Source organism: Streptomyces enissocaesilis (assembly GCF_039533765.1).
In the GTDB taxonomy this organism is placed as follows: domain Bacteria; phylum Actinomycetota; class Actinomycetes; order Streptomycetales; family Streptomycetaceae; genus Streptomyces; species Streptomyces enissocaesilis.
In genome coordinates this window covers 93088-117573 of sequence record NZ_BAAAUD010000021.1, presented here as the reverse complement: position 1 = coordinate 117573, position 24486 = coordinate 93088, and the positions used below count along the sequence as shown (strand labels likewise).

28 protein-coding genes and 2 pseudogenes are annotated in these 24486 nt (G+C 71.1%); 17 read left to right on the top strand and 13 right to left on the bottom strand.

Annotated features, from left to right (window positions below):
- Positions 1-437 precede the first annotated feature (437 nt).
- A complete protein-coding gene (locus tag ABD374_RS11585; protein ID WP_344494186.1) occupies positions 438-854 on the bottom strand; it encodes a VOC family protein in 417 nt (138 codons plus the stop codon).
- Positions 855-864: 10 nt separating this feature from the next.
- A complete protein-coding gene (locus tag ABD374_RS11580; protein WP_344494185.1) occupies positions 865-1284 on the bottom strand; it encodes a helix-turn-helix transcriptional regulator in 420 nt (139 codons plus the stop codon).
- Here ABD374_RS11580 and ABD374_RS34565 point away from each other — a divergent pair.
- Positions 1181-1603, top strand: coding sequence for a mycothiol transferase (locus ABD374_RS34565; RefSeq protein ID WP_425577190.1), 423 nt, complete (start codon positions 1181-1183; stop codon positions 1601-1603). The two genes, ABD374_RS11580 and ABD374_RS34565, sit on opposite strands and share 104 nt — an antisense overlap.
- Here the strand turns inward: ABD374_RS34565 and ABD374_RS11570 are convergent.
- Positions 1572-2600, bottom strand: coding sequence for a LacI family DNA-binding transcriptional regulator (locus tag ABD374_RS11570; protein WP_344494183.1), 1029 nt, complete (start codon positions 2598-2600; stop codon positions 1572-1574). The two genes, ABD374_RS34565 and ABD374_RS11570, sit on opposite strands and share 32 nt — an antisense overlap.
- A 293-nt stretch (positions 2601-2893) precedes the next feature.
- On the opposite strand from ABD374_RS11570, the gene arfA reads away from it, so the two are divergent.
- The 4 genes from arfA (at position 2894) to ABD374_RS11550 (ending at position 7638) form a co-directional block, all read left to right on the top strand.
- A complete protein-coding gene (arfA, locus tag ABD374_RS11565; RefSeq protein WP_344494181.1) occupies positions 2894-4405 on the top strand; it encodes an arabinosylfuranosidase ArfA in 1512 nt (503 codons plus the stop codon).
- 97 nt (positions 4406-4502) lie between these two features.
- Positions 4503-5861, top strand: a complete 1359-nt coding sequence (locus ABD374_RS11560; RefSeq protein WP_344494179.1) for a type 2 periplasmic-binding domain-containing protein — start codon at positions 4503-4505, stop codon at positions 5859-5861.
- The gene (locus tag ABD374_RS11555; RefSeq protein WP_344494177.1) at positions 5858-6769 is read left to right on the top strand and encodes a carbohydrate ABC transporter permease; all 912 of its coding nucleotides are present in this window, start codon (positions 5858-5860) and stop codon (positions 6767-6769) included. The genes ABD374_RS11560 and ABD374_RS11555 overlap by 4 nt, the downstream gene beginning before the upstream one ends.
- Positions 6766-7638, top strand: a complete 873-nt coding sequence (locus tag ABD374_RS11550) for a carbohydrate ABC transporter permease (RefSeq protein ID WP_344494175.1) — start codon at positions 6766-6768, stop codon at positions 7636-7638. Before ABD374_RS11555 ends, ABD374_RS11550 begins: the two co-directional genes overlap by 4 nt.
- 337 nt (positions 7639-7975) lie before the next feature.
- On the opposite strand, the gene ABD374_RS11545 is transcribed toward ABD374_RS11550, so the two are convergent.
- Entirely contained in the window at positions 7976-9370 is a 1395-nt protein-coding gene (locus tag ABD374_RS11545) for a family 43 glycosylhydrolase (protein WP_344494173.1), read from the bottom strand.
- A complete protein-coding gene (locus tag ABD374_RS11540) occupies positions 9370-10866 on the bottom strand; it encodes a family 43 glycosylhydrolase (protein ID WP_344494171.1) in 1497 nt (498 codons plus the stop codon). Before ABD374_RS11540 ends, ABD374_RS11545 begins: the two co-directional genes overlap by 1 nt.
- 329 nt (positions 10867-11195) lie before the next feature.
- On the opposite strand from ABD374_RS11540, the gene ABD374_RS11535 reads away from it, so the two are divergent.
- The 4 genes and pseudogenes from ABD374_RS11535 to ABD374_RS11520 all read left to right on the top strand — a co-directional run.
- On the top strand, positions 11196-11939 hold the full coding sequence (locus ABD374_RS11535; protein ID WP_344494169.1) for an SIR2 family NAD-dependent protein deacylase: 744 nt from the start codon (positions 11196-11198) through the stop codon (positions 11937-11939).
- Between the two features lie 350 nt (positions 11940-12289).
- Positions 12290-12625, top strand: coding sequence for an ArsR/SmtB family transcription factor (locus ABD374_RS11530; protein ID WP_344494167.1), 336 nt, complete (start codon positions 12290-12292; stop codon positions 12623-12625).
- Positions 12626-13339: a cation efflux transmembrane domain-containing protein gene (locus tag ABD374_RS11525; protein ID WP_344494165.1), complete on the top strand. Its 714-nt coding sequence runs from the start codon at positions 12626-12628 to the stop codon at positions 13337-13339.
- Between the two features lie 348 nt (positions 13340-13687).
- A pseudogene (locus ABD374_RS11520) lies at positions 13688-13900 on the top strand (LysR family transcriptional regulator); the annotation flags it as partial.
- Between the two features lie 130 nt (positions 13901-14030).
- On the opposite strand, the gene ABD374_RS11515 reads toward ABD374_RS11520, so the two are convergent.
- Entirely contained in the window at positions 14031-14210 is a 180-nt protein-coding gene (locus ABD374_RS11515; protein ID WP_344494163.1) for a hypothetical protein, read from the bottom strand.
- Between the two features lie 239 nt (positions 14211-14449).
- Here ABD374_RS11515 and ABD374_RS11510 point away from each other — a divergent pair, with 239 nt between their 5' ends.
- Together ABD374_RS11510 and ABD374_RS11505 are read left to right on the top strand one after the other, a co-directional pair.
- Positions 14450-15091: a gamma carbonic anhydrase family protein gene (locus tag ABD374_RS11510; RefSeq protein WP_344494161.1), complete on the top strand. Its 642-nt coding sequence runs from the start codon at positions 14450-14452 to the stop codon at positions 15089-15091.
- Between the two features lie 88 nt (positions 15092-15179).
- Positions 15180-16313, top strand: coding sequence for an IS630 family transposase (locus ABD374_RS11505; protein WP_344494159.1), 1134 nt, complete (start codon positions 15180-15182; stop codon positions 16311-16313).
- Between the two features lie 7 nt (positions 16314-16320).
- Here ABD374_RS11505 and ABD374_RS11500 read toward each other — a convergent pair whose 3' ends face one another.
- Entirely contained in the window at positions 16321-17526 is a 1206-nt protein-coding gene (locus ABD374_RS11500) for an erythromycin esterase family protein (RefSeq protein ID WP_344494157.1), read from the bottom strand.
- A 58-nt stretch (positions 17527-17584) separates the two neighbouring features.
- On the opposite strand from ABD374_RS11500, the gene ABD374_RS11495 reads away from it, so the two are divergent.
- Together ABD374_RS11495 and ABD374_RS11490 are read left to right on the top strand one after the other, a co-directional pair.
- Positions 17585-18334 (top strand): TioE family transcriptional regulator, encoded by a 750-nt coding sequence (locus tag ABD374_RS11495; protein WP_344494155.1) that lies wholly within the window; start codon positions 17585-17587, stop codon positions 18332-18334.
- A gap of 119 nt (positions 18335-18453) precedes the next feature.
- Positions 18454-18713: pseudogene (locus tag ABD374_RS11490) on the top strand (SDR family oxidoreductase); the annotation flags it as partial.
- A gap of 66 nt (positions 18714-18779) precedes the next feature.
- On the opposite strand, the gene ABD374_RS11485 reads toward ABD374_RS11490, so the two are convergent.
- Positions 18780-19052, bottom strand: coding sequence for a hypothetical protein (locus ABD374_RS11485; protein WP_344494153.1), 273 nt, complete (start codon positions 19050-19052; stop codon positions 18780-18782).
- Positions 19053-19202: 150 nt separating this feature from the next.
- A complete protein-coding gene (locus tag ABD374_RS11480; protein ID WP_344494151.1) occupies positions 19203-19538 on the bottom strand; it encodes a hypothetical protein in 336 nt (111 codons plus the stop codon).
- 220 nt (positions 19539-19758) lie between these two features.
- Between ABD374_RS11480 and ABD374_RS11475 the strand changes: the two genes are divergently transcribed.
- On the top strand, positions 19759-20514 hold the full coding sequence (locus tag ABD374_RS11475) for an aquaporin (protein ID WP_344494149.1): 756 nt from the start codon (positions 19759-19761) through the stop codon (positions 20512-20514).
- A 22-nt stretch (positions 20515-20536) separates the two neighbouring features.
- On the opposite strand, the gene ABD374_RS11470 is transcribed toward ABD374_RS11475, so the two are convergent.
- A complete protein-coding gene (locus tag ABD374_RS11470; RefSeq protein WP_344494147.1) occupies positions 20537-20863 on the bottom strand; it encodes an STAS domain-containing protein in 327 nt (108 codons plus the stop codon).
- Positions 20864-21280: 417 nt separating this feature from the next.
- Between ABD374_RS11470 and ABD374_RS11465 the strand changes: the two genes are divergently transcribed.
- Both ABD374_RS11465 and ABD374_RS11460 read left to right on the top strand, forming a co-directional pair.
- A complete protein-coding gene (locus tag ABD374_RS11465; protein WP_344494146.1) occupies positions 21281-21562 on the top strand; it encodes a hypothetical protein in 282 nt (93 codons plus the stop codon).
- A 120-nt stretch (positions 21563-21682) separates the two neighbouring features.
- The gene (locus tag ABD374_RS11460) at positions 21683-21958 is read left to right on the top strand and encodes a GlsB/YeaQ/YmgE family stress response membrane protein (RefSeq protein ID WP_344494144.1); all 276 of its coding nucleotides are present in this window, start codon (positions 21683-21685) and stop codon (positions 21956-21958) included.
- A gap of 74 nt (positions 21959-22032) precedes the next feature.
- On the opposite strand, the gene ABD374_RS11455 is transcribed toward ABD374_RS11460, so the two are convergent.
- Positions 22033-22461, bottom strand: coding sequence for a DUF5709 domain-containing protein (locus ABD374_RS11455; protein WP_344494142.1), 429 nt, complete (start codon positions 22459-22461; stop codon positions 22033-22035).
- Between the two features lie 669 nt (positions 22462-23130).
- Here ABD374_RS11455 and ABD374_RS11450 point away from each other — a divergent pair.
- A complete protein-coding gene (locus ABD374_RS11450; RefSeq protein WP_344494141.1) occupies positions 23131-23601 on the top strand; it encodes a hypothetical protein in 471 nt (156 codons plus the stop codon).
- 18 nt (positions 23602-23619) lie between these two features.
- On the opposite strand, the gene ABD374_RS11445 is transcribed toward ABD374_RS11450, so the two are convergent.
- Positions 23620-24024: an MMPL family transporter gene (locus ABD374_RS11445; protein WP_344494139.1), complete on the bottom strand. Its 405-nt coding sequence runs from the start codon at positions 24022-24024 to the stop codon at positions 23620-23622.
- Positions 24021-24452 carry an MMPL family transporter gene (locus tag ABD374_RS11440; RefSeq protein ID WP_344494137.1) on the bottom strand — a complete coding sequence of 144 codons (432 nt, stop codon included), beginning with the start codon at positions 24450-24452 and terminating at the stop codon, positions 24021-24023. The genes ABD374_RS11445 and ABD374_RS11440 overlap by 4 nt, the downstream gene beginning before the upstream one ends.
- Positions 24453-24486: the final 34 nt, after the last annotated feature.

Sequence of the window (24486 nt, the reverse complement as noted above, 5' to 3'; positions counted from 1 at the left end):
GAGCACTTGAAGTCTTTGGGAACCACAACTGCAACTGACATCAACATAGCACAGTGCACGTGGCGAAGTGCGGCAAGTAATATCACTCCGCCCAGTGCGTCATAAACTCTCACCGCGTATTGCACAAATTTCTGTCGCCGCGGCAATAGATATCTGCGGGCGCGGGGTGCAGGGCCCGGCCGAGGACGCGCCGCCGTTCACTCCTCGGCCGGCCCGGCCTCCGCTTCCCCGCCGCTGCCCTTCGTGGGGCGCGGGTGCAGCGGGCCCCCGGGCCACGCCGCCGCGCCGGGGCAGGGCCACCTTGGACGGGACGAGCAGCCCCGCCCCGTCCGCACCGCGGACGCGTCCTGCGACTGGGCCGTGACCGGCCTCCGCCGTCCGGCCAGCCGGACGGGCGGGCGGGCGGGCGGGCAACGCCCGGTTCGCGGGGCCAGAGCTCACTGCCCGCGAGGCCGGCTGAAGCGCAGCATGTTGCCGGAGGGATCACGGAAGGCGCAGTCGCGGACGCCGTAGGGCTGGTCGATCGGCTCCTGCAGCACCTCGCCGCCCGCCATGCTGATGCGCTCGAAGGTAGCGTCGCAGTCGTCGGTCGAGAAGATGACGCCGCGCAGCAGACCCTTCGCCATGAGCTCCGCCATGGCCTGCCTGTCGGCCGGCGAGGCGTTCGGATCCGCCACGGGCGGTTCCAGGACGATGTCCACGTCCGGCTGCGAGGGCGACCCCACGGTCACCCAGCGCATCCCCTCGAACCCGACGTCGTTGCGCACCTCCAGGCCGAGAACGTCCCGGTAGAAGGCGAGCGCCTTGTCGTGGTCGTCGACGGCGATGAAGCACTGCGAAAGCTTGATGTCCATGCGTTTCACGCTATGGGCCGGGATCGGGTTTCGCTTCTCCGTTCCTGACCGGTCGCGTGTGGATCTTGGCGACGCAGGCCGGGACGGCAGCGCCCTCTTCGTGGGGGCGGGCCCGGTACGAGCTCGGGCTCTCGCCGACCAGTTCGGTGAACCGCGAGCTGAACGATCCCAGCGATGTGCAGCCGACCGCGAAGCAGACCTCCGTCACCGACAGGTCGCCCCGCCGCAGCAGCGCCTTCGCCCGCTCGATCCGGCGCGTCATCAGGTAGCTGTACGGCGTCTCCCCGAAGGCCGCGCGAAAACTGCGGGAGAAATGGCCCGGTGACATGAGGGCGACGCGCGCCAGCGCCGGAACGTCGAGCGGCTCCGCGTACGCGCGGTCCATCAGGTCACGGGTCCGGCGCAGCCGGACGAGATCCTCCAAGGTCACGCGATCACCCTCCCACAGCGCCGGGCGCCGTCGCAGAGGGCCGGGGCTTCCCGCGCGCACCTGGCGGTTCGAGGTCGCCTTCGCGGAACGGCTCGTGGCCGAGGTGCCCGGTCTCGGCGCCACCGCCGCCAACGGCGGGAAGCCGGTGCAACCGCGCGATGTGCCGGCGCACTCGGCCGAGGAGTGCGCCCGGCACAACGGCCACGCCGACTTCCTGCGCGGGCGCATCGACGGACGGGGGGGAGAGAGGGGGACCGTGTGCGGCCGCGGGCCCGTGAGGAGGCGCGTCAGCCGGCCCGCCCCACGGTGCTCTCCCTGACGAGCAGCCGGTAGGGGGCCTCGATCTCACGGCAGGCGGCCGCCCCGCGCCCCGCCCGCCGGCCGGCGTCGATGCGGGTGTCCAGCAGCTCGACCGCGGTCTTCGCCACCCGGTCCTTGTCCGGCGAGACGGTGGTGAGGGTCGGCGTGCTGTACCGGCCGTCCTCGATGTCGTCGAATCCGGCGACCGCCACGTCTTCGGGCACCCGCAGCCCTTGCGAGAGGACCGTGCGCAGGGCCCCCAGGGCCAGGAGGTCGTTGAAGCAGAACACCGCCCGGGGCGGCTCGGGCAGGGCGAGCAGCCGGCGCATCGCCTCCGCCCCGTCGGCGCGCCGGTAGGCCGGGGTGGGGGCGACCAGCTCCTCGTCGTACGGCAGTCCGGCGGCGGCGAGCCCTTCGCGGTAGCCGGCCAGCCGCAGTCGGGCGGTGCCCATGCCGGGCCGGTGCTGCGCCCCTATCGCGCCGATCCGCGTGTGGCCGAGTCCGGCGAGGTGGGCGGTCATCTCGCGTGCGGCGCTCTGGTTGTCGACGGCGATGTGGTCGGTGGGGCCGTCGAGGACGCGTTCGCCCAGCAGCACCAGCGGGGTGGCGTCCGTGCGGGCCGCGAGGTCGTCACGGCCGATCGCCACCGGGCTGAAGATCAGCCCGTCGACCGACTGCTCGCGGACGCCCTGGAGGAGTTCGCGCTCGCGCGCGGCCACGCCGTCGGTCTGGTCGATCAGCACCATCCAGCCGCGCTCGGCGGCCGCCTTGATGACGGAGCGGGCGAGCTCGGCGAAGTAGGGGGCGTCCAGCTCGGGGACGGCGAGCGCGATGACTCCGGTACGGCCGCGGCGCAGGTTCCGCGCCGAGAGGTTGGGCCGGTAGTCCAGCTCGGCCAGGGCCAGTTCCACCTTCTCGCGGGTCCCGGACGCCACATAGGCGTACCCGTTGACGACGTTCGAGACGGTCTTCACCGACACCCCGGCCCGCTGTGCCACGTCCTTCAGGCTCGCCACCGCGCACCCACCTTCCGTTCATGTCCCAAGATGCCCGTCCGTGATGTGAACGACCACCGTCGCACACCTGATCACCGGGGGAACGCCCGAGTCCGGCGGGCAGGTCCGACGGTGGGAAGACCGTGGCACGCGACCTATTTACAACGCTGTTCCAACGATGTAAATCTTACGCCCAGCCGCAGCGTCCGGAGGGTCGAACGCCACGGGCCACGCCTGCCGGAGCGTCTCCGGACCGGGCACCTCCGGAGCTCGCACTCCTCGCTCACCCCGCACCCACACCTGGAGTCCCGCACATGGCCACGGCCCGTCTCACCCTCGACCCCGGCTTCCGCGTCGGGGACCTGAACCGCCGTCTCTTCGGATCCTTCGTGGAACACATGGGACGCTCGGTGTACACCGGGATCCACGAGCCCGGGCACCCCGCCGCCGACGCCGACGGCCTGCGCCAGGACGTCATGGACCTCGCCCGCGAGCTCGGTGTGACCCTGGTGCGCTATCCCGGCGGCAACTTCGTCTCCAACTACCGCTGGGAGGACGGAGTCGGCCCGGCCGCAGACCGCCCGATCCGGCTCGACTACGCCTGGCGCAGCATCGAGAGCAACGCCTTCGGCCTCAACGAGTTCATGACGTGGGCGGGCCGCACCGGCGTGGAGCCGATGATGGCCGTCAACCTCGGCACCCGCGGCGTGGCCGAGGCCATGGACCTGCTGGAGTACGCCAACCATCCCGGCGGCACCGCCCTGTCGGACCTGCGCCGCTCGCACGGCGTCGCCGAGCCGCACGGCATCCGGCTGTGGTGCCTGGGCAACGAGATGGACGGCCCGTGGCAGATGGGGCACAAGACCGCCGAGGAGTACGGCCGGCTCGCGGCGGAGACGGCCCGCGCCATGAAGCGCTTCGACCCCACCCTCCAACTGGTCGCCTGCGGCAGCTCCAACGCGTACATCGACACGTTCGCCTCGTGGGAGGCGACGGTGCTGGAGCACACGTACGAGCACGTCGACATGGTGTCGCTGCACGCGTACTACCAGCCGGTCGACGGGGACGTGGACTCGTTCCTGGCGAGCGGCGCGGAGATGGACCAGATGATCGGCTCCGTCGTGGCCACCGCCGATCACATCGGTGCGAAGCTGCGCAGCAAGAAGAAGATCAAGCTCTCCTTCGACGAGTGGAACGTCTGGTACCAGAGCCGTTTCCCCGGTGAATCCGCGCTGGAGTGGCGCACCGCCCCGCGCCTGATCGAGGACGTGTACGACACCGTCGACGCCGTGGTCGTCGGCAGTCTGCTGATCACCCTGCTCCGGCACGCCGACCGGGTGGACGTGGCCTGCCAGGCCCAGCTGGCCAACATCATCGCGCCGATCATGACCGAGCCCGGCGGCCCTGCCTGGCGCCAGACGGTCTTCCACCCCTTCGCGCTCACGGCCCGCCACGCCCGCGGCACGGTCCTGCGCGTGGAGCCGCGGTCGCCGGTGATCGAGACGGCGCGGTACGGCGAGGTCCCCGCCCTGTGGGCCACCGCGACGTACGACGAGGAGAGCGGCGACGTGGCGGTCTTCGCGGTCAACCGGGACCGGACCTCGCCGCTCACGGTCACGCTGGACCTGCGTCCGCTGCCCGGCCTGCGCGTCGCCGGGCACGTGGTGCTCGACGGTTCGGGAGCGGCGGCAGCGGCGGTGAACACCCGTGAAGAACCGGACCGGGTACGCCCGACCGCCGTCGACGGCACCAGGACGGAGGACGGCCGTCTCACCGTCGAACTTCCCCCGGCCTCCTGGTCGATGGTCCGGCTCGTCACCGCCTGACCACTCGTCCCCTTCCTCTCGCCCCCTCCCCCCTCTCACGGCGGCGGTTCGGTTCGCCGGTCCAGGACACGCAAGACCCCCAGCGAAGGAGCACACCATGAGCACCGTCCCTCTGTTCCCCGAGAACCTGCGCCGCCGCACCTTCCTCGGCCTGGCCGCCGGCACCGGCGCCGCCGGGCTGCTGACCGCGTGCAGCGGCGGTACCAAGCTCGGCGCGGACCAGGGCGGTTCCCGGAACGCCGGCCCCAGCTTCGACGGCGGTGAGTACCAGGGCCCCAAGGTCACCCTGGAGTACTGGAACGGCTTCACCGGCGGCGACGGCCCGCACATGAAGCAGATGCTCGCCGCCTTCAACAAGGAGTACGAGGGCCGGATCAGCGTCCGCAACACGACCCGCCAGTGGCAGGACCTCTACCCGGCGATGCCCACCGCGATCACCGCGGGCAAGGGCCCCGACGTCGCCGTCATCCACAACGGCTGGGTCGCCACCTTCGCCGCGCGCCGCACCCTGGTACCGCTGGACGACGTCGTCTCCGCGCTGAAGCTCACCGAGTCGGACTTCATCCCCGCCGTGTGGCAGGCCGGCGTCTACGACGGGCACCGCTACAGCGTGCCGCTGGACGTGCACTGCCTCGCCGACTACTGGAACGAGAGCCACCTCGGGCGCATCGGTCTCAAGGAGGCGCCGGCCGACCGCGCCGGTTTCGAGGACGCACTGACCGCGCTCACCAAGAAGGGTGTGGCCAACCCGTTCTGGATGCCCAACAAGTGGCCCGGACACCTGATGTTCATGTCGCTGCTGTGGCAGTTCGGCGGCGAGCTCTACAGCGAGGACGGGACGAGCGCGCAGTGGGGGTCCGACGCCGGCGTCGAGGCGCTGGAGTGGATGGTCGCCCAGATCGACAAGAGCTTCAGCCCGGACCAGGTCGCCCAGGACGCCCAGTACAACGCCTTCAAGAACAACAAGGTCAGCTTCACCTGGGACGGCATCTGGCAGATCAACGACCTCGAGAACAACGCCCGGAACCTCCGCTGGGGCATGAACGCCCTGCCGAACATCGGCGGTACGGCAGCCATGTGGAGCGCCTCGCACAACTTCGTGCTGACCTCGCAGGGCGCCAAGGACAAGAACAAGGTCACCGCCGCCAAGTTCTTCATCGACTACATGAGCAAGCAGTCCACCGAGTGGGCCGGGGCCGGCATGATCCCGGCGCGCAACTCCGTCCGCACGGACCCGGCCGTCGCCGGTCTCCCGCAGGTCGCGCTGGCCGGGGACGTGAACGCCTTCCGCTTCCTGCCCGCGCTGCCGGGCGTCGGCGACGTACAGAGCAAGGCGCTCGAACTCGCCGTCCAGCAGGCCGTGCTGAAGAAGGCCGGACCCGCCCGGGCGCTGCGCGACGGGGTGGCCACCGCGAACAAGCTGCTCGCCGAGAACAAGAAGAAGTACGCGAAGTGAGGGGCGCGCGTCTCGCCACCCGCTCCTACCGGTGGTGGACCCCGTACGTCTTCCTCACCCCGTACCTGGTCCTCTTCACCGCGTTCCTGGTGATCCCGATCGGCTGGGGGCTGTGGATCAGCCTCCACGACTGGGACATCAACTTCGCCGTCAAGCCGTTCGTGGGGCTGGACAACTACACCGAGCTGATGGACAGCGGCAGTGTGGACGGCGGCCGGTTCTGGATCGCCATGAAGGCGACGGGCGTCTTCACCGTTCTGTCGCTGCCCTTCCTCCTGGTCGTGCCGCTGCTGGTGGCGCTGCTGATGAACGGCAAGTTCCGGGGCCGGAACTTCTACCGGGCGGTGTACTTCGCACCGTACGTCCTCGGGGTCGCCGTCGTCGGTCTGCTGTGGCGCTTCCTGCTCGACGGCAACATCGGCATGGTCAACCACTACCTCGGCGCGCTCGGGCTGCCGGACGGCATCCAGTGGACCACCGACACGCCCGCCGCCTGGTGGGCACTGGTCGGCGTCACCGTCTGGTGGACGCTCGGCTTCAACGCCGTCATCTACCTGGCGGGACTCCAGGACATCCCGGCGGAGCTGTACGAAGCCGCCAAGGTGGACGGGGCCGGCCCCTGGCAGCGCTTCCGCCACGTGACCGTGCCGGGGCTGCGGCCGGTGGCCCTGTTCGTGGTCAACTCCACACTCCTGGCGTCGGCGAACATGTTCGGCCAGTCCTATCTGATCACCACGGGCGCGCCGGCGGACGAGACGAAGACCGCCATCTTCCTCATCGCGGAGACCGGCCTGCGCCGCTTCGACATGGGCACCGCCTCGGCGATGAGCTTCCTGCTCGCCCTCACCCTCATGGTCACCAGCGCGGTCGTCTTCCGCGTCTTCCGTGACCGCCAGGAGACGCCATGACCCTCGCACCGCCACGCTCCGGCGCCGCGAACCGGCCGCCGGCCGGGCGCCGGGTGCGCCGTTCGCTGCTCCACCTGGTCCTGGGGGTGGTCGCCGCCCTGTATCTGAGCCCGCTGCTCTACATGCTCGTCACGTCGTTCAAGGACCGAGAGTCGGCCGGAGCGAGCGCCCCGGAGTGGATCCCCGGCCCCGCGACCCTCGACGCGTACCAGGAGATCTTCAGCGCGACCGACAGCCCGATCCTGCGGTGGCTGGTCAACAGCCTGCTCGTGGCCACCGCGCACGCCGTCCTGGTGCTCGCCACGGCCACCCCCGCGGCGTACGCGCTGGCCCGGCTGGAGTTCCGCGGCCGGGGCGCGATCTTCACCTGCGTGGTGGCCACCCTCTTCGTGCCGCCGGTGATCCTGCTGGTGCCCAACTTCCTGCTGGTCAACGAGCTGGCCTGGATCGACACGTTGCCCGCCGTGATCGTGCCGGGAGCGGCGAGCGCGTTCGGCGTCTTCTTCCTGCGGCAGTTCTTCCTCTCGCTGCCCGGCGAGCTGGAGGAGGCCGCGGAGATCGACGGGTGCAACCGCTGGCAGATCTTCGTACGGGTCGTCCTGCCGCTGTCCCGTCCGGCGCTGGCGACGCTGGCCCTGCTGGCCTTCCTCGCCAGTTGGAACGACTTCCTGTGGCCGCTGTACGTCCTTCTCAGCCCGGAGTCGCTCACGCTGCCCGTGGGCCTCGCCAACTTCCAGGGGGCCAACAACATCCGGTACGACCTGCTGATGGCCGGGGCGGTCGTCGCGAGCCTGCCGGTGCTGCTGCTGTACGTGGTCGCCCAGCGGTGGGTGATCGAGGGCGTGTCCCGCTCGGGGCTCAAGGGCTGAGCGGGGTTCCGGACCGAGCGGGGCCCAAGGGCCGGACGCGTGCGAGTTCGCGGGTTCCCGCGAGGAAGTGCCCCTGAACCCGTACCGGTGGCCGCGGCCACCGGTACGGGTTCAGGGGCGGGCGGCCAGGGCCGCGACCGCACGGCCGAGTCCGGCCGGACGGCTGAAGCGGGTGTCCCCTCCCCCGGCGGACTGCGCATCCTCGCCTCCTGGGCGGCCGGCCCGCGCCACTCCGCCGCACCCCGCCGACCGAGCGGAGCGGTGATGCCCGCGTGCGGGCCTGTCCGCCTGCGGGTCCGCCCGCCAGGGGGCCGGGCCCGCCCGCAGTTCAGGTCCGTCAGGCGATCTCGATGGAGTCCAGTTCCGCCCAGTGGTCGCCCTTGGCGAGGCGGACGGTGTTCCATCCTTCGGCCAGGGTGATCTCTTTGCCGACGTGACGCCAGTTGTCCCAGCCCGTGTGCGGATAAGCGACCGGGTCGGCCGCGTTGCCGTTGACGCTCAGCCGGTGCGAGGAGGCGACGGGCGAGCCACCGCTGGAGGAGCCGTTGCCGTAGCGCACGGTCAGGGTGTGCCGGCCGGCGGAGGCGGCGAAGACGGTGAACTCCACGAAGCTGTCGGCGTGGTCGATGCGGCCGACCGCCCTGCCGTCCAGAGCGCCCGCCGCGTCCCGTACCACCGCGTTGTTCACCCGGGCGTTCTCGGCCTGGTGGATCACCTTGCTGCCGCGCACGACGGGATGGTCGTTCGCCCAGCCGAGGTCGGCCACGTACATCGCACGCCTGGAGTAGTCGCCGCTCCAGCCGTGGAAGACGATCCGGTCACGCCCGTCCGGCCCCGTCACCACGTCCTGTCCGCCCGGTCCGCGCACGGAGCCGGCGAAGGTGTCCGTCGTCATCAGCGGGGAGGGGGCCTTGGTGTACGGGCCGTTCAGCGAGGTCGCCGTGGCGTAACCGGTCTTGTAGGAGGCGTCGCCGTAGTGGCCGGCCGAGTAGAACAGCACGTAACGGCCGCCGTGCTTGACCAGCGTCGGCGCCTCGACGAGCGCGCCTTCCCAGGAGCGGTCCTGCTTGATCAGTCCGGTGGCGGCTCCGGTCGTGCGCGTACCGTCCCAGGAGAGGGGCTGGAGGTACAGCCAGGTGTCCTGGCCGCAGCAGTTGCCGTCGTTCTTCCACAGCACGTAGCGCTGCCCGTTCTCGGTGTACGAGGACGCGTCGATCGCTCCGCCCCGGTCCCCCGGGCACACCAGCGGCGCGCCGTCGGCCGGTTGGAACGGGCCCTGCGGTGACGCGGACAGGGCCGCACCGATGCACTGCTTGTTCGTGGCCCGGTCGCGCGCGGTGTAGAGCATGGTGAAGCCGTTGCCGTTGTCGAAGACCTCGGGCGCCCAGACCAGCGAGCGTTCCGGCACCGCCCAGTTCCCCAGGCGGGGCAACGGATCCGTACCCGAGACCGACCAGTCGACCAGGTCGGTGGAGGTGGCGCGCTGGATGTTCTTGCCGTCGCCGTTGGTGGCGTAGGCGTGGTAGGTACTGCCGGCCTTGACGATGTCCGGGTCGGGGAAGTTCCGGTCGAGGGCCGGGCCGCCCACGGCGGCGGCCGCGGGAAGCACGGCGAGCGAGGTCCATGCGAGGACGAGGGCGAGCAGCGCCGCGAGGGCCCCGGCCGCCGAACGTACGGACCGCGGGTGCGCCGTTCTTCGCGGCGTCCGCTTCCGGTCTGTCGGCTGCTTCATCAGGAGTACACCTCGGCCCGGTCGATGCTGACATGAGCGGCCTGCGCCTGCGGGTTGCGTTCGCCGGTGACGCGCACCCGGAGGGTGTGCGGCCCGGCGGGCAGCTTCGGGCTCAGGTACTGGAGCACCTCACCGGCGCGGAGGGCGCCGTGGAAGTCGACGCGGGTCTCCGGGCCGCCGTCGATGCTGACGGCCGCGTAGCCGTTGCCGACGTCCTCGACGGACAGCAGGGCGATCCGGGTCCCGGTGAAGGAGAAGGTGGCGGTCGCTCCGGCGCGGTCGCTCCAGTGGTCGTCGCTCCAGAAGCACTGGGTGGCGCAGCCCGTACCGGAGTTCCACCGGCCGCCGTAGGTGACGCTCCCCGGGCCGCTGGAACGGCCGTCGTCGTTGATCCAGTAGTTGCCGGACGCCGGATCGCCGGAGGGCAGGTCCTGGGTGGCGCCGAGCGCGAGCGGCCGGCCGAAGTCGGGGCTGCCGTCGGTCCTCCAGGTGAACTTCTGCGCCCGGGTGGTGCGGTTGCCGTAGGTGTACGCCGACGTGGTCTTGGCGTGGTAGACGATCCAGTCCTCGGTGCCGTCCGGGGACCGGAAGAAGGCGTGGTGGCCGGGGCCGTACACACCCCGGTCGTCGGCGCGGGAGAAGACCGGGCCGGGGTGCTGTCTCCAGTTGCCGGGCACCAGCGGGTCGGCGGTCTGCGACAGGGACATCATCCAGACCTGGTAGTCCGGCTTGCCGGTGTCGCAGGCCGAATACGTCATCCAGGTACGGCCGTTGCGGTAGAGGAACTCCGGGCCCTCGCGGACCTCCGGGCATCCTCCGGCGGCGTCGATCGCCACGGCGTCGCCCGAGACGGTGTACGGGTCGGACATCGGGGCGATGTTCAACCCGTTGTGCTGGTACTGGTTGATCCCGCTGTACGCGAGATACAGCCGGCCGTTGTGCTGGAGGACCCCGGCGTCGATGGAGAAGTCGTCCTTGTGGTTGGGCGGAGCGAGTTTCGCCTTGAAGTGGTACGGACCGGCCGGGTCGTCGCGCTCCGACTCCAGGACGTACAGCCGGTGATGGTCGTCGACGCCGTCGTCGGCCGTGTAGTACAGGTACCAGCGGTCGCCGAAACGGTAGAACTCCGGTGCCCAGATGTTCTTGTTCCGGGAAGCGTCCGTGTCGGTCCACACGGTGACGGGGTCGGCGGTGAGGAGGGTGCTCAGTGAGGGGGAGCGCCACATCGTGATGCGGTCGTTCTGACTGCTGGTCAGGTAGTAGGCGCCCTTCCAGTGCGTCATGAACGGGTCGGGGCCGGTGTTCAGCGGATTGCGGAAGGTGCCTGCGGCAGCCGCCGCCGACTCCGGTCCGGGCGGGGCGGCCGGTGCTGCGACCGGGACTGCCGGAGCGGCCGGGACTGCCGGGGCCAGTCCGAGGAGGAGGGCGAGGAGAGCGGTCAGGAAGACGACGGTTCGAGCGGTGCGTCTTGGAGCGTCGGGTGGGTGTGGGGGCATGGTGGTCCCTTCGGCGTGGCCCCGGTGAGGGCGTGGGGAGAACACTCTTTACATCGATGTAACGGTCGGGCGTCACCGTAGGAAAGCGCAACCCCGCTGTCAACGACTGCGCCGCAAAAGACTGTTGACGGCTTCCACGCGCCACACCGCACCGCACCGCCCTGCGCGGTACCTCACTGCTCGAACACTGCGCGTGGAACACCCGAACCGGCCGCTTCTCACAAACCGGGGAGAGACGGGCCCGAGCCGCCGACCCGGATCCGGATCCGGACGGGAGCCAGGATCAATCCCGTCGACGACGCCGCACCGCGCCGCCTACGCTCGATCTCATGAGCGACAAGGGCACGGCACGGCGGCCTCTGGTCGCCGTGCTCAGCGGAGCGGGGATCTCCACGGACTCCGGCATCCCCGACTACCGGGGGCCGAACGGCCTGTGGCGGCGCGACCCGGAGGCCGAGAAGCTCGTCACGTACGACTTCTACATGTCCGACCCCGGCATCCGGCGCCGCGCCTGGCGCATGCGCCTGGACAGTCCCGCGCTGCGCGCCCGGCCGAACGACGCCCACCGGGCGATCGCCGAGCTGGAACGCTCGGGGGTCCCGGTCCGGGTCCTCACCCAGAACGTCGACGGGCTGCACCAGATGGCCGGGCTGTCCGCCCGCAAAGTGCTCGAACTCCACGGGAGCGCCCGGTCGTCGGTGTGCACCGACTTCCACGCCCGCGCCCCGATGGAGGAGGCGCTGGCACGGGTGGAGGCGGGTGAGGAGGACCCGTCGTGCCGCGCGTGCGGGGGCATCCTCAAGTCGGCCACCGTGATGTTCGGGCAGCGGCTCGACCCCGTGGTGATGGGTGAGGCACTGTCGATCGCCAAGGCGAGCGATGTGTTCGTGGCCGTCGGCACCAGCCTCCAGGTGCAGCCGGCCGCCTCGCTCGCGGGGATCGCGGCGGAGTACGGCGCGCGGCTCGTCGTCGTCAACGCCGAGCCCACCCCTTACGACGAACTGGCCGACCAGGTCGTGCGCGAGCCGATCGGAACGGCGCTGCCGGCCCTGCTGAAGCAGTTGGCTGCCTGAGCCCGGTCCGTACGGCTCGGGCCGTACGGACTTCCGGTCCCTACGGGGGCCCTCCCGGTGGGCGGCGCCGACCGACTGATGGCGCCCGGGTCGCGCGGGCCTCGGCCGACGACGATGCCGCCCACCGTGGCGCCGGCCCGGCTGCCGACGCGGCGCTCTCCCCCGGGCCTGCGCCGGACGGCCCTCGGACCGTAAGGCCGCTGGGGTTCAGCCGGTCCACCGCCGACAACCGGGACATCGAGGCAAGCGGCTACGGCTACGGCTACGGCTACGGCCCAGAGGTGCGCAGGCGCATCAGGAATCGACGATCCACGATTCCCTGAATTCAGGTTCACGTGTACTGTCCAGGTGTGCTGACAATCGCCGCTGACATCGAAGTGCTGGCGCGGTTCGGTCGTGCGCTGGCCGACCCCATCCGCTGCCGCATCCTGCTCGCTCTGCGTCAGGCCCCGGCCTACCCGGCCGACCTCGCCGACGCCCTGGAGATCTCCCGTACCCGGCTGTCGAACCACCTGGCCTGCCTGCGGGACTGCGGCCTGGTCGTCACCGTGCCCGACGGCCGGCGCACCCGATACGAACTGGCCGACGAACGCCTTGGGCACGCCCTGGACGACCTCCGGAACGCGGTGGTCGCCGTCGCTGCGGACCGTACCTGCGCGGACGCGGACGAGAAGGGATGCTGCTGAATGACGGCGACATCCCTCGGGCCGGGCCCGGTCCGCCGCGACGCGCTCTCCCGGCGCATACGGTTGCTGGTAGCCGCGACGATCACCTACAACGTCGTCGAGGCCGTCGTCGCGATCACCGCCGGCACCCTCGCCTCCTCCACCGCGCTCATCGGCTTCGGACTCGACTCCGTCATCGAGGTCTCCTCCGCCACAGCCGTCGCCTGGCAGTTCTCCGCCCGCGACCACGCCACCCGGGAAGCCCGGGAGGAACGCGCACTGCGAATCATCGCCGTCTCCTTCTTCGCCCTCGCGCTCTACGTCACCGTCGACTCCGTACGCGCGCTCACCGGCACCGGTGAAGCCGGGCACTCGCTCCCGGGCATCGTGCTCGCCGCCCTCTCCCTGGCGGTCATGCCCTTCCTGTCCGCCGCCCAGCGCAAGGCCGGCCGGGAACTCGGCTCCGCTTCCGCCGTCGCCGACTCCCGGCAGACCCTGCTCTGCACGTACCTCTCCGCCGTGCTCCTGGCCGGCCTGCTGGCCAATCTGCTCCTCGGCTGGTCCTGGGCCGACCCGATCGCCGCCCTCGTCATCGCCGCCGTCGCCGTCAAGGAGGGCCGTGACGCCTGGCAGGGCAAGGGCTGCTGTGCGCCCACTGCCTTCCCTGCGACGCCGACGGCCGTCACGGAAGCCGACCCCTGCGGCTGCCGCCCCGGATGCGACTGCTGCACCTGAGCCCTCGGGAGCCCCACCGTGCACGATGCTGACGCCATGAAGATCGAACCGCTGGTCGTGCCCCGCTGTCCGAACGCCGAGCCCGCAGCGGACCGGCTCCGCCAAGCGCTGGACGAACTCGGCCTGCACGGCGTGCCGTTCCGCACGCGCACCATCGCAGGCCAGGCCAGGCCAGGCCAGGCCCAGACCGAGGTCGAGGTCGAGGTCGAGGTCGAGGTCGAGGTCACGGATTTCACCGGCTCGCCGACGATCCTGGTCTACGGACGGGAGCCCTTCGACAAGCCCGGCCGGGCATCGGGGCCGGCCTGCCGGGTGTACCGGACCGCGGACGGTCCAGCGGGCGCACCGGCGGACTTCTTGGCGCGACTGGTCGGGCAGGGCCTCGGCATCGTCATGCTCCCCTCCGCCTACGTGCCTCAGCTCACCGGCGCAACCACCATCGAGGTCACTGACGCGCCGGCCCGCGTCGAGTAGGTGATCTGGAGCCGCGCCGGCCGCACGCCCGCGGCGACCGCCTTCCTCGCCCTCCTCGACATCCCGGCCACGCCCGACACGGAATGAAACCGAGACGACCCGCGAAGCCTTCTCGGGCTGTCCGCCACAAGTGCGCCGGTCCCGCCGAGCGGGCCGGGCACGGGACACGGAAGCAGAGCCGCTACGAGCACGCCCGGGAGAACCGGGACGCCCCCGGCTACCGCGAGACCGGCGAGGCACTGGGGCTGGGGCTGGGGCTGGGGCTGGGGCTGGGGCTGGGGCTGCTGCGGGATACCGCGGCGGTCGACACCTGGAACGCGCGGGCGGGCCGCAGGCCGGAGCCGGAGAGCGCGAAGCGGTACGCCAGGCCGTCACCGGGGGCCGTCGCGGAGGTCACCAGCCTGGCCGACGCCCGGGCGGTGCCGGCCCCGAGCGGTCGTACGCGCCGTCGACGGCCGGAACGCCTCCCGCACGTCCGAGGCGCCCCGGCGGGCCGGACCGCCGATGGTGGCACTAGGGCCGTATCAGCCAACGTTCGCCCTGTAGTGCCTCAGATCGCGGATGGCACATGTCTCGGCGAACGCGACGTCTGAAATGCGCCAGCATGCTCGCGGTCGGTCGGGCGAGAATCCGCTCATGATCGCTGAAGCGCAGGGAATCCGCATCCGGCACCGCGGGTATGAACCGCAGGTCCATCCCACCGCCTACGTCGCCCCGACGGCCACGCTCGTTGGTGATGTCCGCGTGGGGCCGAGGGCGCGGGTGATGTACGGTGCGGTGCTCGATGCCGAGGGGTCTCGGATCGAGGTCGGGGAGGCGGCGGTGATCTGCGAGAACGCGGTGTTGCGCGGGTCTGCGGTCGCCGGCGATCAGCCGGTGCTTGTCGACGATCACGTCTTCGTGGGGCCGCATGCCACGCTGCTGGGCTGTGAAGTCGGCAGGTGCGTCTATGTGGCGACCGCGGCGACGGTCCTGCAGTGCGCACGGTTGGGGGCCGGCTCGGTTGTCGCTGTCGGCGCGCTCGTCCATGCGCGCACCGTTTTGCCGGACGAGTACTTCGTGCCGCCGCACACCGTGGCGCTTGACGCGCCGGTGCGGCTGCTGGCGCCTGGCGATCCGGGCCTGGCCGAGGCCGTCAGGCGGGTGGGCTTCGCGCAGGTGGCGTTCGGCGTCGACGCGGAGTGGACCGACCGGATCAGCCGGTACGAGCACATCGCGGAGGTGCGCGTCGCCGAGTTCGGCACGCACGCGGACGATGAGGTTCTGAATCTCGGCTAGCGCCGCATCAGCGGCCCTTGTGCTGTGGTGAGGTGACGCGCCGTCCGGATTCCACTTTGGCGGCGCGCGTCCGGCAAGCTGTGCCGGTGTGGCAGAGCGCGTGCGGGTCCGTGAGATCGATGACGACGAGGGCAGGCGGCTGCCGCGGATCATCCGTAGGGGCACCGGGTCGGTGGTGACCTGGCGCCGGGCGCAGATGGTGCTGTTATCCGCGCAGAGCATGCCCGTGGCGAAGATCGCCGAGGTGACGTTCACCAGCGCGGACCGGGTCCGGGATGTGATCCACAACTTCAACGCTGACGGCTTCGACTCGCTCTGTCCGAAGTACGCGGGCGGGCGGCCGAGGACCTTCACCCTGCCTGAGCGCCGGGAGATCAAGAAGATCGCCAAGTCCAAGCCGGCCGAGCACGGCCTGCCGTTCTCGACCTGGAGCCTGGCCAAGCTGGCCGACTTCCTGGTCGCCGAGGGAGTGGTCGACGACATCAGCCACGAGGGCCTGCGGGCCCTGCTCCACGAGGAGGGAGTCTCGTTTCAACGCATAAAGACCTGGAAGACCTCCCGCGATCCGGACTACGCCGCCAAGAAGGCCCGCGTCGAGCACTTGTACGCCATCGCCGACGGCGAGGTTATACCCGAGGACGGCGAGCTGGAGATGGTGTTCTGTCTGGACGAATTCAGCCCGCTGAACCTGCAACCGCACCCGGGCCGGCAGTGGGCCGAACTCGGCGGCAGGCACAAAGACCCCGACCGTGAACCACGCCGCAGGCGGCGGGCAACCTACAACCACCCACACGGAGTGCGGCACCTGTTCGCCGCCTACGACCTGGCCAAGGACAAGCTCTACGGCCACATCAAGAAGACCAAGAACCGATCGAAGTTCCTGGAATTCTGCCGCTACCTGCGCACCCTCTACCCGCCGACAGTCCGCCTGGCGATCGTGTGTGACAACTACTCCCCGCACCTGACCACCAAGCGGTGCCGCCGGGTGACGGACTGGGCAGAGGCCAACAACGTCGAGATCGCCTGCACCCCGACCAACTCCTCGTGGCTGAACCGCATCGAGGCCCAGTTCACCGCCCTGCGCTACTTCACCCTCGACGGCACCGACCACGCCAGCCACAAAGAGCAGGGCAGCATGATCCGCCGCTACGTCGTCTGGCGAAACCGCCACACCGACGACCGGCGCCTACGCGCCGTCGTCGACAGGGCAAGCGTTGCCTGATGCGGCACTAGCTCTGCGGGACGTCCTTGACGAACACGATGCCGTCGCTGTCCGCCAGGTGAGCCGGGTCCAGCGGGGAGTAGCCGAACCAGGGGGACACGCGGGGCGCGGGCCGCGTGCCGGCGAGGGCGGTGGCCAGCCGCGGGGCGTCGATGACGCAGCGGTCCTCCGGGAGCGCGTACAGGAGTCCTTCGACGGTGTCCGGTGGCGGGGCGCCGACCCCCCGGTGCCGAATCGCGCCGAGGGCCGTGGCCAGGAAGGCGTACTCCTTCCCCAGGCGGGCGTTCACGAGCGCGCCGGCGCTCCACCACTCCAGCAGCGGCTGGTCCCACATGCGCATCGTGCTCTTGTCGCGCTGGAGATGGCTGTTGTGGGCGTGGACCAGGGTCGGGTTCCGTTCGGCTGCGGCGAGGAGGTTGCCGGCCATCATCGAGTCCCGCAGCCCGATCAGCCGGGTCATGCGGGCCGGTGAGGTGTCGGCCATCCAGTAGTGGTAGCGCAGCAGGCCGGTGGCGGTGCGCCCGTACAGGCGTGCCCGGTCCCAGTCGTCCAGCGAGGTCGCCGTGATCAGGTGCGGCGTCTGCGCGTCGAGCAGCGCCACCAGGTCGTCGGCGAGCAGCCGCAGCTGACCGGCCTCGGCCGACTGCCCCACGGACCGGGACGGGTCCGTCATCGCGGCGGGATCGGTCCACCGGGCGTCGGCGCCGAGCAGGCGGTCGAGTGTCTCCGCGGTGCAGGGGAGCAGGTCCGCGTCCACGCGGGCCGCGAGGCAGCCGTGGAGCGCGGTGAGGGCCTGCCGGGGGCTCGCGGCGCCGGTGATCTCCAGCGGGCCGTCGAAGCCGGCGAAACGGAGCCGCTCGGACGCGGGCCGGCCGTTGTTGAACGCCCGTATCCAGCGCACGAGTTCGCGGTTGGCCGCGGAGGTGCCCCAGCCGTGGCTGAATCCGTGCTCCATGACCTCGTCGAGAGTGCCCGTGCCCGAGGTGACGTAGTCGTCCACGACCAGGCCCCTCATGCAGTCGCTCTCGATCGCGATCGTCCGGTAGCCCTCCTGCTCGACGAGCTGCCGGAAGAGCTCGTTGCGCAGGCCGAGCAGAGCGTCCTCACCGTGGGTGGGCTCGCCCAGGGCGAGCAGCCGGGGCCGGGCCGGGAGCAGCCTCATGACGGCGGCGGCCTCGACGGCACGGACGGTGTCCTTGATGTCAGTAGCCATGCCGTCAACGCTATCGTTGAACCTTCGGTTGAGACTTTCCCGCGATATCGTCGGCCGCATGGGCCGAAAGCTTCAAAACGGTGAGCGACTCAGGCCGGTTGATCTGGCGCGTGCTCACGGTCTGTCCACACAGGCGGTCAGGAACTACGAGGAGGCCGGCATCCTTCCGGCCGCCGGTCGCACGCCCCACGGCTACCGCACCTATACCTCGCTGCACGCGGCGGCCCTGCGCGCGTTTCTTGCCCTGGTGCCCGGCCACGGCCACCGGACGGCGGCGTCGATCATGCGGGCCGTGAACCAGGGCGCGGTGGACGGGGCGTTCCGCCTCATCGACGAGAGCCACGTCCAGCTCCTCGACGACCGGCGGACCCTCCAGGCCGTGGAGAGCGCCCTCCGCGACCTGGACCCCGCCACGGCGCCCGGGCCCGGTGCGGGGTCCGGGCCGGCCGCGGTGTCCGGACCCGGCGGCACGTTCATCGGACCGCTGGCGGACAAGCTCGGAATCCGGCCCGCGACGCTGCGCACATGGGAGCGTGCCGGGCTGGTGCGCCCGCGCCGCGACCCGCGGACCGGGTACCGCGTCTACGACGGGGCCGACGTACGGGACGTCCGGCTGGCCCACCAGCTCAGGCGGGGCGGCTACCTGCTGGAGCAGATCGCCCCGCTGATCGCCCAGGTGCGGGCGGCCGGCGGGCTGGAGCCGCTGGAGGCCGCACTGTGCGACTGGCACGGCCGGCTCTCCGCCCGCGGGCGGGCGATGCTGACCGGGGCCGCAGAACTGGAGGCGTACCTCCGCGAGCACGGATGAGCCTCGGCCGCCGGCCGAGGAGAGGCGGGAGTCACCAGCGGTTGCGTCTCGCGTCCCGTCCCGCTCGCCGTACTCCTTCAGCACCGACGGATCAGCGGTGCTGAAGGAGTAGGGCCGGATACGCGGCCACCGAAGAGGCGCACGTGGAGCGGTTGTTCGGCCCGGACGGCATCAGGGTCAACGCCGTCGCCCCCGGCATCATCGGCACCGAGACGCATGCCGCCATGGGCGACCCCGGCCGTCCGGCCAAGGCGGCTGCCGGATCCCACTCGGACGGCCCGGCGAGCCCTCGGAGACCGCCGGCGCGGTCGCCTGGCTCCTGTCGGCCGACGCCTCCTGCACCACCGGTACGGTCCTGAGGATCTCCGGAGGCCGATAAAGCACTCCGGGCACAACGACGGCGCGTTGTGCCCGGAGAATCCTGCCGCGCAGCGGCCGTACCCGCTCACCGCCCCTGGAAGGGAGGCTGCTGGGGGTACGGGCCGGGGTGGTACGGGGGCTGGTTCGGCGGAGCAGGGGGATACGCCTGACCCTGCGGAGCAGGGGGATACGCCTGGCCCTGCGGCATCGGGTACTGCGGGGGCTGGGGCGGGCAACCCCCCTGGAAGGGCGCCGCACCGCCGCCACTGCGGTTGCGCCGGCTCAGGATCACCGCGGCGACGATGCCGATGACTACTACGCCTACGAGGCCCGCGCCGATGAGGATCATCAATACCATGGGCTGCTGCTTCCATCCTGAAGGTGCCGGCCGGAGAGGTGGCGCGGTGCCGGTCCGGTGTGACCGTGCCGACCGGCGCCCGGTTCAGGGTAGGTGATCGTCTGCCCCGGCCGATGGGGGGCTTTCCGCGGTCGGTGCCGGCGGGGACGGTCAAGGGCTGGTGATCCACCGCAGGACGGCATTGATGGTGGTGTCGTCGAGCATGCTGAGGACGCAGATGGCTTCGAGATCGCCGGGGAGCGGTGCGATCCCGGTGGTGGTCAGGGCGGCGTGAAGGTCCAGGCGGCGCCTGTCGGCGGCGCTCAGCGTGAAGGGCAGTCGTCGCTGGAGGCCCGGGGCGGGCGGGAAACAGTCCTCGTCCCCCTCGACGGCTCCCGTGTCGTCCTGCTGGTCGAAGTCCTGCAGACCGGGGAAGCGGTACGGGTCGAATGCCCACTGCGGCGTCCTGACCGGAAGTGCGGAAGCCTCTGTGCCCTTGCCGTTCATCGGAATCTCCTGGGTGTCGTCACTGACGGAACAGGACTCCCGCGGGGCGGCGCCCGGTTGCGTACGGGGCCGCCCACCACCCGTACGGCCCCCATGGCAACTCGTCACAATGCAGGACAAGCAGCACCGCGCCGGAGCCCGGCCCGGGCAAGAACCTTCCATCTTTTCCAAGATGCGGAATATATTTTCCGTTGTACTGTATCCGGGGAGGGATCGCGCCATGGACATCGAGAAGGCACTGCCACGCCGAGCGGCCGCCGAACTGGTGGGGACCGCGGCTCTGGTGACCGTCATCATCGGTTCCGGCCTCCAGGCCACCGGGCTCAGCCAGGACGCCGGAGTCCGGCTCCTGGCCAACGCACTGGCCTCGGCGATCGGACTCGGCCTGCTGCTCGTCCTGTTCAGTCCGGTCTCCGGGGCTCACCTCAACCCGGTGATCACCCTGTTCACATGGTGGTCCCGGCGGCGCGACAGGACCGGATTCAGCGGCCGGGAGGCCGGCGTCTACATCACCGCGCAGCTCACCGGAGCCGTCGCGGGAGCTCTGCTCGCCGAAGCGATGTTCGGCAGGCCGCCCGGCGTCTGGTCCACCCAAGTACGGTCCGCCGGCCACGTGCTGCTCGGCGAAACGGTCGCCACGGCCGGACTGGTGCTGCTGGTGTACGGGCTGGACCGCACAGGCCGCGCACGACTCGCCCCGGTGGCAGTCGCCTCGTACATCGCAGCAGCGATCTGGTTCACCTCGTCGGGGTCCTTCGCGAATCCCGCGGCGACGGTCGGCCGCTCGCTCACGGACTCCCTCACCGGCATCGCCCCCGGGTCACTCCCCGGCTTCATCGGTGCCCAGCTCCTCGGCGGCCTCCTCGGTACCGTCCTGGCGACGGTTCTCTACGGACCACCCACAACTCGCCCGATCCCCTCCGGCCTGGTGCTGGGCAACGGTTCGCGAGGCCGGATCTTCTCCCGCCGCGCGTGACGCGTCCTGACGCGACGGTTCGTCAGCCGTCCCCGAGCACCTCTTCCCGGTACGTGAACGCCTCGCGACTGTGCGACAGCCTCAAGAGGCGGGCCAGAAAGTCCGGGACCGCGGACAGGATCAGGTCGGCGTCGTGCGCCTCGGCCGTACGGGCGGCGCTCAACAGCGCGCCCAGTCCGGCGCAGTCACAGAACCGCAGGGCCGACAGGTCCACGGTCACGTGCCCGTACGCGGCCAGCACACCGTGCAGGGCGGCACGGACGTCCGGGGCGGTCTCGACGTCGAGGTCTCCGGCCACGGCCACCCGGCAGCCGCCGGGCCCGGTGGGGTGGACCGCGACGTCGATCATTTCGAGCACTGGGCGTCCCCTCGTGCGGTGATGCGCCTGCACTCCCAAGGGAACGCCCGAACGAACGCGCTGTCCACCACTGGCGGAACAACTTGCCCCGGCCCGGGCGAGCGGGCGGCTCAGCGCCGCCGGGCTGTCGCAGGACGTGGACACCCTCAAGGTGCCGCACGAGATCGTGGTGGCGAGGGGTCTGCTGTGCGCGGTACGGCTTCGACCTGCGTACGCGCGGGGCCGGACAGCGGTCGGCGTACGACATCCCGGGCAGCCCGAGGCGCGGCGCCCGGTGTGCGGCAGTGCTGCGGCAACGGGGGTGCGGAACCGGACCGCCCGGCCCCGGACAGCCGGACGACCCGGCCCGCGGAGCCCGCGGGAAAACGTCGGCAGGCAGCCGCCCACGGACGTGGCTAGTGTGGAAATGTGAACGGCTACGCTGCGGTATTCGAGGTCGCCATCACTGCCCAGCGGTCCCTCGGCGGCATGGGCGCAGTGGAGGACATCGGCATCGTGCACGCTGCCGAGACCGACGGGACCGGCCGGGCGCCGGAGCGGCAGACGCTGTGCGGCATGGACACCACGAACATGCAGCCGGCGCCGCTCGACCAGCCGGCCACTCCGTGGGACACCTGGATTCCGCCTCTCCCCGGCCCGGCGGAGGCCTGCCGGGAATGCGACCGGCTGGCCTCCGCGCCGCGCCCCTGAGCCGTGGCCCGTCGGCGTCCGGCACCTGCCGTGCGCGCGTCCGCATGTCTGAAGACCCGTCCGAGACCTACGCGCTCAGACGAAAACATCGTGAGCATCGTGCGAGACAAGGAGACACCCATGGGCATCATCGCTTGGATCATCATCGGACTGCTCGCCGGCCTCATCGCCAAGGCGCTGCTGCCCGGCAAGGACCCCGGAGGCATCATCATCACCCTGCTCATCGGGGTAGCGGGCGGGTTGCTGGGCGGCTGGCTCGGCAAGGTGATCTTCGGCGTCGACTCCATCGACGGCTTCTTCGAACTGTCCACGTGGATCGCGGCCATCGTCGGATCGCTCATCCTCCTGGTGCTGTACCGCTTGATCACCGGAGGCCGAAACCGGTCACGCGCCTGATCCTCCCGTCCGCCCGGTCCGTCCGGCCCGGAGTGGCTCCGCCGCCGAACCGCTCCGGCCGCAGCGACTACCGACTACAACGTCTCGTCGTCCTCCGGGGAGTCGATGTGCATCGCGGCCTCCTCGGCCGGTACCGCAGCGCCGTCCATGCCTACGTCCTGACCCGTTACGCCGGTGTCGCGCTGCGGCGCGGCCCCCTCCAAGGGCTCGCCCTCGCCCTCGGGCAGATCGCCGATCTGGTCGCCCACCGGCGGCTGCACGTCGGGCACTTCCTCCGCCAGTCGCTGGTCGAGGGTTTCACCCTCGCGCTGCTCCTCGCCCGTGGTGCCGTGCTTGGTGACCGCCAGGGGCTCGTCGGGCGGGGAGTACCCCTCCACCTGCATCTCGTCGACCCCTCGCTCTCCAAGAGCGTTCTCCATGTCGAGATCGCCGGTCGGCCGGTTGTCCGCGTCTGAATTCGCGGGCTGGTAGACGTCGTCGCCTCGCGCTGTTTCGTCGGACATCGTTGGTTCCTCTCGTGCGAAGAATGCGCGGAAGTTTTACCTGAAAAGCCGGCACAGAGGGCAGCAGCCCGAGCACCCCTCGGAGTCGGCGTGATTCTGCGCGTACCCGGCCCGATACACAACACACCACATTTCTCGCATTTCTCACCGAGCGCGCGGTGGAGCCCCCTGCGCTTCCCCCGGCGTCCGCAGCCGGGCTCCCGGCTCGGCGGACACCGGTTCACGCTGCTCGAGGATGCACGGCGGGCCCCCGGCCGCATGGGCGGGATCCTCCTGCTGCTCCCTTGCCGTCCGTGCCCCTCGGCGGCGGCAGTGTACGGGCGAGGTCGTAGCTTCCGGGGCGGCCGGGGCCGCTCCAGAACCGCCCGTACGGTGTGCTGCTGTCCCAAGGCTCGGCGCCCCGGCCCCTGAGCCCCATCCGCTGTCCGGCTCACCGGGTTTCCCAGTGATGTACCGGTGTCCGGTTCCCCCGCTGCCCAAAGCCATGCGGATGGCATCACGGTCCGGGGTCCCGCCCGGTAGTCCGCTCGCCCCGCCGCGCCGGCACGGCGGTCACTCGCTCGGGGCAATCGGCGACTGCTGCACCGTCTCCCCACGGCCGACCCCCGGCCCCGGCTGCGGAAGATCCCTGCCCTGGCCAACCAATATCACCGTACTTACGGTCGAGAGATGAACCTTCGCACCGCCGCGGCTGCCCTGGTACTGGCTGTCGCCGCCTCCGCACAGCTGTCCGGCGTTTCGCAGGCGCAGGTCGACCTCGACTGCCGGGACTTCGCCTTCCAGGAGGAGGCACAGGCCGAGTTCGACCGAGACCCGAGTGACCCGAACCGGCTCGACGAGGACCAGGGGCCGGACGACGGCATAGCCTGCGAGGCCCTGCCCAGCAGGAACAGCGTCGGCACGGCCACCGCCACCCCCCTCGACACGGCCACCGCCGCCCCCGTCCCGCCCACGGAGCCCGGGCAGGTGACCGCGGCCCCGTCCCGTGGGGTCGACGCCGGCACCGGCAGTACCGCGGGGGGCAGCGGCGGCGCCGAGACCGCGTACGGCCTCGGGCTGACAGCCGGAGCCGCCGCTCTGACCGCGGCTTACGTGGTGGCCAAACGCCGTAGGCACCACCCCAAGCGGTCGGCGGAGTAGCCGTCACGGGCCCCGACGTCATCGGCGAAGGGGCCCGCCGCTCGTGGCCGTCCGGCCCGGAAGTGCCCCTGCCCGCTCGGCGAGCGGCGACATGGCAGCCGGCAGCAGTACGCCCCGTGCGACTGTCGCGTCGACGAGGACGGCCACGGCCATTCCCGTACCCGGCATCTTGTACTCGATGGCGGACAACGTCACGAAGACCGAGAACACCCCGGTCATGATGACGGCCGCGCTCGTCACGACCCCCGCGCTCGCCGCGATGCCGGCGACCACGGCCTCGCGGGCGTCCGTTCCGGGCGACCGGCGTTCGCGCACGCGGCTGAAGACGAAGATGTGGTGGTCCATGCTCAGCCCGAACAGGATGATGAACATGAAGAGGGGCAGCCGGCCCACCACTCCTCCTACGAGGGGCAGGCGGCTCACCACTTCCCCGGACGAGGTGAAGCCGGGCACCGGCCCCAGGTGGCCCCCTGGAAGATCCGGGCCGGCACCCCGCAGGCCGCGCCGATCGACAGCAGATCGAGCGCGATCGACACCAGCGGGACGGCCAGGGAGCGGAAGGCGACGACCAGCAGGACGAACGCCGGGACGAGGACGCAGGCGGAGTCCAGCGGCGTGCGGCTGCTCACCTGACGGGCGAGATCGTGCGGCGTGGCCGTCTTTCCGGCGACGGCGTAGTCCATGTCGGGCAGGGCGACGCCGAGCATGGCCGGCAGAGTGCGGCCGCGCAGATGTTCCAGCGCCCGTACCGGCGTCGGGTCCGTGCCGGCTCCGGCGAGCGGGAAGTCGGCCCGCATGCGCAGTGCCGAGCCGGCCGCGGCCCAACGTGACCGGCCGGTGGCCTCGCGCACGCTCGGAGCGTGGGGGCAGCCACCGGCCGGTGCT